This window comes from Mesorhizobium sp. CNPSo 4661, from assembly GCF_057784215.1.
This window is the reverse complement of sequence record NZ_JBWGIO010000054.1, coordinates 1-7,030: the sequence shown is the minus strand read 5'-3', so window position 1 is coordinate 7,030 and position 7,030 is coordinate 1. Positions and strand designations below refer to the sequence as shown.

Here is a 7,030-nt window from a genome sequence, read left to right as displayed (position 1 = left end):
GGGAGGTTGATGCTGGCAAATGCACCGATCGGCTTGTCGGGGAACTGGCGCGGGTCCGGCTCGAGAGACGGGCCGGGTTTGTCCATCATCTCCCAAAGCAAATCCTGATCGTAGCTTTCTACGGGAGGCAGCTCCTCTGGCCATCTGCTAGCGCCCTGAGACGCGCTGTGCTGCGCAGCGGCGCTGCCGACGCCCATCGGCTCCATCCGGATCGCGTTTCCGGGATCAGGAACGGGGAGGTTATGGCGCTCGAGCTCCATCGCTTTAGCGCCTGCCTGCGATTTTCGCAGATCAGCCAGTGCGGCACGGATATGCCGACTACCCCCGGCGTCTTTCCTATAGCGCTCTACATCGCCGTCCAAGGACGTGCCGGAAAGCCGAGCAGCGATGCCCGGCTTGTTGTTCTCACGTAGATAGTCACTGAAACTGCGAAGAACAGCTGCATACAACCTGCCAGTCGATGTCCCTGCTTCGTTTTTGTACTCTTTAATGAGAGGCAGATCCTGGGGGTGAGGATTTAGCTCAGCGCGGCCTGTGATCGGCACCACTCCGCCCGCCGAGTGGAAGGTCCGGAGATGGTCCATTGCCGGACGGAGTCTCCCACTATGACCCGTTTCGATGGCCTCGCGCACATCATCGGTCAGCGACCGGTCGCCGAGCCGAGCAGCAATCGGTTCTTTGTTATTTGCGAAGAGCCAGCGCCCGAAGCTGCGAAGAGAAGATACATAGGTGTTGGCAGTGGCATCGGCGGCATTGCCCTCGAAGAGGGCCTTCTCAAGTCTCGAAATGAGGCCAGCGTCCTCGGAATAAAGAGGCTGCTTGCTCCGCCCTATCAAAACTCCAGTTGACTGAGCCGGCCGCAGTGTCGAGGTCGCCGGTATTGCTCCACCTGAATTGGCGATCTCGCTCAGCTGCCGCTCAATGGCAAGACCGTGTAGATTGTCCAGGGGCCTCGGCCTCTTCGCTGGCCGCAACCCAGCTGTGTCACGCTCATCGTTGATGAGGACCTCCTCGCTTGGCAGGAGGTTACTGCTGGCAAATGCACCCATTGGCTTGTCGGGGAACTGCTGGGGGTCGTAGCCCGAGTTCAAGGGACGAATGGACGCTCGATCCGAAGACTGGTCATGGCGCGCGGCTGGCTGAGATGACGACGGGCCGGATTTGTCTATCATCTCCCAAAGCAAATCCTGGTCGTAGCCTTCCACAGGAGGAAGCTCCTCTGGCCACCTGTCCGCTTCATGCCACGCGCTGTGCTGCGTAGCGGCGCCGCCGACGGACATTGGCTCCATCCGCGGCGCGTTTCCGGGATCAGGAACGGGGAGAATATGGCGCTCGAGCTCCATCGCTTTAGCGCCTGCCTGCGATTTTCGCAGATCAGCCAGTGCGGCACCGATATTCCGATCACCGCCGTCTTTCCGATAGCGCTCGACATCGCCATCCAATGACGTGCCGGAAAGCCGAGCAGCAATGCTCGGCTTGTTGTTTTTACGCAGGTAGTCACTGAAACTGCGAAGAACAGACCTGCCGGTCCTTGTCGCTGCGTCGTTTCTGTACTCTTTGATGAGAGCCAGATCCTGGGGGTGAGGATTTAGCTCAGCGGGGCTTGTGATCAGCACGCGGCCCGTCTCTTGGAAGGTCCGGAGATGGTCTATTGCCGCAGGGAGTCTCCCGTAATAACCCTTTTCCATGGCCTCGCTCGCATCATCGGTCAGCGACCGGTCGTCGAGCCGAGCAGCAATCGGATCTTTGTTATTTGCGAAGAGCCAGCGCCCGAAGCTGCGAAGAGAATATACATAGGCATTGACGGTGTGATTGGCGGCCTTACCCTCGGAAAGGGCCTTCTCAAAGCCCGAAATAAGGCCTACGTCCTCGGAATAAAGAGGCTGCTTGCTCCGCCCTGTCAAAACTCCAGCTGCTGTCTGAGACGGTTGCAGTGTCGAGGCGGCCAGCATTGCTCTAATTCCACCTGAATTGGCGACCTCGCTCAGCTGCCGCTCAATGGCAAGGCCGTCTAGATTGTCCGGGGTCCTCGGCCTCTTCGCTGGCCGCAACCCAGCTATGTCACGCTCATCGTTGATGAGGACCTCCCTTGGCAGCAGGTTGCTGCTGGCAAGTGCACCGATCGGCTTGTCCGCGAACTGCCTGGGGTCGTAGCCCCAGTTCAAGTGGCGAACGGACTCTCGATGATCCGATGACTGGTCATGGCGCGCTGCTGGCTCGAGAGATGACGACGGACCGGGTTTGTCCACCATCTCCCAAAGCAAATCCTGATCGTAGCTTTCTACGGGAGGCAGCCCCGCTGGCCATCTGTCCGCTTCCTGCATCGGCTCCATCCGGACCGGGTTTTCGGCAGCAGGAACGAGGGGAATATAGCGCTCGCGCCCCATAGCTTTAGCGCCCGCCTGCGATTTTCGCAGATCAGCCAGTGCGGCACCGACATTCCCACTACCGCCGACGTCACTCCTATAGCGCTCGACATCGCCGCCCAACGACGTGCCCGAAAGCCGACCAGCGATGCCTGCCTTGTTGCTCTTACGCAGGTAGTCACTGAAATTGCGAAGAATAGTTGCATACACCCTGCGGGTCGATGTCTCCGCGTCGTTTCTGTACTCTTTGATGAGAGCTACGTCCTGGGGGTGAGGAATTAGATCAGTCCGGCTTGTGATCGGCACGACTCCGCCCGTCGACTGGAAGGCCCGGAGATGGACCATTGCCGGAAGGACTCGTCTATTATGACCCTTTTCGATGGCTTCGCGGGCATCATCGGTCAGCGACCGGTCGTTGAGCCGGGCAGCAATCGGATCTTTTTTATTTGCGAAGAGCCAGCGGCTGAAGCTGCGAAGAGAGTATACATAGCCGTTGGCGGTGGGATTGGCGGCCTTGCCCTTGGGGAGCGCGTTCTCAAGCCCCGAAATAAGGCGAGCATCCTCGGAATAGAGAGGCTCCTTGCTGTGCCCTATCAAAACTCCGGTTGACTGAAGGCGCTCGGCTGGCTGGAGAGACGACGACGGGCCGGGTTCGCCCGTCAGCTCCCAAGGCAAATCCTGATCGTAGCCTTCCACAGGAGGCAGCTCCTCTGGCCACCTGTCCGCTTCCTGCCACGCGCTGTGCTGGACAGCGGCGCCGCCGACGGGCTTCGGCTCCGTACGGATCGCGTTTTCGGGATCAGGAACGGGGCGAATATGGCCCTCGAGCTCCATCGCTTTAGCGCCTGCCTGCGATTTTCGCAGATCAGCCAGTGCGGCACGGATATGCCGATCACCGGCGCCCTTCCTATAGCTCTCGACATCGCCATCCAATGATGTGCCGGAAAGCCGAGCAGCAATGCCCGGCTTGTTGTTCTCACGCAGATAGTCACTGAAACTGCGAAGAACAGCTGCATACAACCTGCCAGTCGATGCCGCTGCGTCGTTTCTGTACTCTTTGATGAGAGGCAGATCCTGGGGGTGAGGATTAAGCTCGGTGCGGCCTGTGATCAGCACGCGGCCCGTCGCCTGGAAGGTCCGGAGATGGTCTATTGCCGCACGGAGTCTCCCGTAATGACCCTTTTCCATGGCCTCGCTCGCATCATCGGTCAGCGACCGGTCGTCGAGCCGAGCAGCAATCGAATCTTTGTTATTTGCGAAGAGCCAGCGCCCGAAGCGGCGAAGAGAATATACATAGGTATTGACGGTGTGATTGGCGGCCTTACCCTCGAAAAGGGCCTTTTCAAACCCCGAAATAAGGCCAGCGTCCTCGGAATAAAGAGGCTGCTTGCTCCGCCCTGTCAAAACTCCAGCTGTCTGAGCCGGCCGCAGTGTCGAGGTCGCTGGTATTGCTCCACCTGAATTGGCGACCTCGCTGAGCTGCCGCTCAAGGGCAAGGCCGTCTAGATTGTCCAGGGTCCTCGGCCTCTTCGCTGGCCTCAACCCAGCTGTGTCACGCTCATCGTTGATGAGGAACTCCCCGCTTGGCAGGAGGTTGCTGCTGGCAAGTGCATCCATCGGCTTGTCCGGGGACTGCTGGGGGTCGTGGCCCCAGTTCAAGTGGCGAACGGACTCTCGGGGATCCGATGACTGGTCATGGCGCGCGGCTGGCTCGGGAGACGACGGGCCGGGTTCGTCCATCATCTCCCAAAGCAAATCCTGATCGTAGCTTTCTACGGGAGGCAGCTCCGCTGGCCACCTGTCCGCTTCCTGCATCGGCTCCATCCGGACCGCGTTTTCGGCAGCAGGAACGAGGGGAATATGGCGCTCGCGCCCCATCGCTTTAGCGCCTGCCTGCGATTTTCGCAGATCAGCCAGTGCGGGACCGATATTCCGATCACCGCCGTCCTTCCTATAGCTCTTGACATCGCCGTCCAACGACGTGCCGGAAAGCCGACCAGCAATGCCCGGCTTGTTGTTCTCACGCAGGTAGTCACTGAAATTGCGAAGAACAGTTGCATATACCCTGCGGGTCACTGTCGCTGGTTCGTTTTTGTACTCTTCGATGAGGACCCCGTCCTGGGGGTGAGGAATTAGATCACTCCGGCTTGTAATCGGCACCTTGCCCGTCGACTGGAAGGTCCGCAGATGGTCTATTGCCGGAAGGAGTCGTCTGTGATGACCCTTTTCGATGGCCTCACGCGCCTCATCGGTCAGCGACTGGTCGTCGAGCTGGGCAGCAATCGGAGCTTTTTTATTTGCGAAGAGCCAGCGGCTGAAGCTGCGAAGAGAGTATACATAGCGTTTGGCGGTGTTGGCGGCCTTGCCCTTGGGGAGCGCGTTCTCAAGCCCCGAAATAAGGCGAGCGTCCTCGGAATAAAGAGGCTCCTTGCCGTGCCCTATCAAAACCCCTGCTGACTGGACCGGCTGCAACGTCGAGGCCGCCGGCATTGCACTGCCGCCACGTGAATTGGCGATCTCGTTCAGCTGCCGCTCAAAGGTCGTCGCATCTGCGGACGGCACCGCGGGTGAACTCGCTTGCCGGCCCGCGCTGTCCGACTTTACACGCTCCCACTTCGTCGAGGCGAAATCCATCCGTTCCTCCCTTCAAAAAATAGGCCTTCGAGGCTGGGCTGGATTTGACGTGCCGGAAATCAGGAACAAACTACCCTTTAACAGCCCTCGGCAGGCATGCGCCGTGAGCATCGGCAGCCGATGTTCGTCCAGTGCGACCAACCCTGTCTGTTTTGTTAAATGGGGAAGCTGTCGACAAGCTGATCACGACAACGAGCCTCAACATGGGCAGGTGCCGGCGCGCTTCGCCGTCAACACCCCATAGATCGAGATCCGAGACAAATACTGCTTCTCCTCGCTGATCTGTACGGCCTCTTTCGCGGTGAGGTGCGCTGCAACTTACGGATGCGCGACTGGCAGAAACCTGGTTGAACGGGAAGGCACTGCTGAGGGGCCGGACCAGAGCCCCTGTTGCCGACGATTCCATAGCGCGCGAGCTGTCAGAAAATCCGCGCTTGACGTTACGTAAGGTCTCATGTTTTTCGAGGTGCCGGGACTACTTCCAGTCTTGGTCCAGGGCGACGAAAATGAGGGCAGCGATGGTGACTGGCGAACCTAACGACGTGCGCGTCAAACGCTGCGGTGGGGGATGGGCCGTTCATATTGTTGAGGGCGGAAAACTGACGGTTCATCGGTTCAGCACACAGTGTCCCGCTGAGAATTTCGCCGATGGCCAACGAGCCAGGCTCGGCCTTCCTAGCAAGCCACCGATTGATGAAATTTGATATCTTCCCCGAATTTGGGGAGACGTCGGATAGCTGGTTTCAATGCTGCTTGCGGCCTTTTGGCTGCCCATATTTGCGATCTAGCGAAGGCCCGCCGTATCGAAAGGCCACGAGACTCGTCCTTTCAAAGCCGGAGGGTCAGCGGCTCCGGCAAGTTTGGATCCTCTCGTTAGCGCCGAGTAAGTTGCAACGGGGGAGAGGCCTGCACATACGTGGAGGCCAAGTCACGACCCGGATACCAGGGCAGGAATGGCCAAGGCCTCATCCGCTTCATCAAGGATCGAGAAACTGTAACGGCCATCGCCGTCGAGATCGACAGAGTAGCTCAAGCGGTCAAGTATGTTGTTGTCCTGGTCGAATGTAACGATCCGCGGCTTCAGCGACGTAATGTGCGATTCGTCCAGGTAGACGGAGTTGCAGACAATGATCTGGTCGTCCGGCTGGCAGGTGCGGGCAGCCGCTCCGTTTAGAATACAGCAACGTGAGCCGCGCTCGCCCAAAATGACATAGGTCGAGATTCGCGCGCCGGAATTCTTGTTCCATATCTCCACGAATTCCATGGGCAGGATCCCGGCTTCTTCGCAGTGGTCAGGGTCGAGCGTTATCGAACCGTGGTAGTTGAGGTTTGCTTCGGTGACGTGGATACCGTGTAGCTTGCCGGCGACTAGTTTTCGCATTGATCCGTTGTCCTATCCATCGTGAATGACCCGTCCTTATGCAACCCATGCCTGTCTAAATTCCAGCGACGAGTGCGCCGCCGCTGAGACCCGCACCCGCTGCCGCCAGCAGGATTTTCTCGCCCTGCCGAAACGGCTCCAATTGGTGGGCTAGCGAGAGCGAGAGCGGGATCGTGGCGGCGGAAGAGTTGCCGTAATCGACGATCGTCTTGACGATCGCATGATCAGCAACGCCAAGGTTTCGCCCGACGGCGTCGAAAATGCGGGCATTGGCCTGATGCGGCACGAACCGATCGATATCCTGCGGCCGCATTTGGGCTGCGGCGAGCGCGTCCTGCGAGCAGGCAGTCATCATCTCGACCGCCTTGGCAAATACTTCACGGCCGTCGGTGATCGTCATGCGGGTCTGCTCGAGGTCGAGGTCGCCATGGAACGGCGTGTTGCTTCCTCCCGCCGGGATCTGGATCAGCCCGTAGCGCGAGCCGTCGGAATCCACTGAGGCACCGAGAATGCCGCGGTCCGGGTCATCGCAAGGGCCGATCACCACGGCGCCGGCGCCATCGGCAAACAGCACGGCGCTGGCGCGCTCGGCCGGGTTGATGCGGCGGCTGAGGATGTTGGCGGCAACCACAAGGGCCGCCTTGCCATG

General features: G+C 59.4%; 3 protein-coding genes. All 3 read right to left on the bottom strand.

The window, feature by feature from the left end:
* Positions 1 to 5,000 (bottom strand): hypothetical protein (locus AC0YKC_RS33625; RefSeq protein ID WP_488514197.1); only part of this gene is annotated, 5,000 nt, incomplete at its 3' end.
* Positions 5,001 to 5,928: 928 nt separating this feature from the next.
* Positions 5,929 to 6,381, bottom strand: a complete 453-nt coding sequence (gene panD, locus AC0YKC_RS33620; protein ID WP_488514196.1) for an aspartate 1-decarboxylase — start codon at positions 6,379 to 6,381, stop codon at positions 5,929 to 5,931.
* Positions 6,382 to 6,436: 55 nt separating this feature from the next.
* Positions 6,437 to 7,030: 3-oxoacyl-[acyl-carrier-protein] synthase III C-terminal domain-containing protein (locus tag AC0YKC_RS33615; RefSeq protein WP_488514195.1), on the bottom strand; the 594-nt coding region annotated here is incomplete at its 5' end.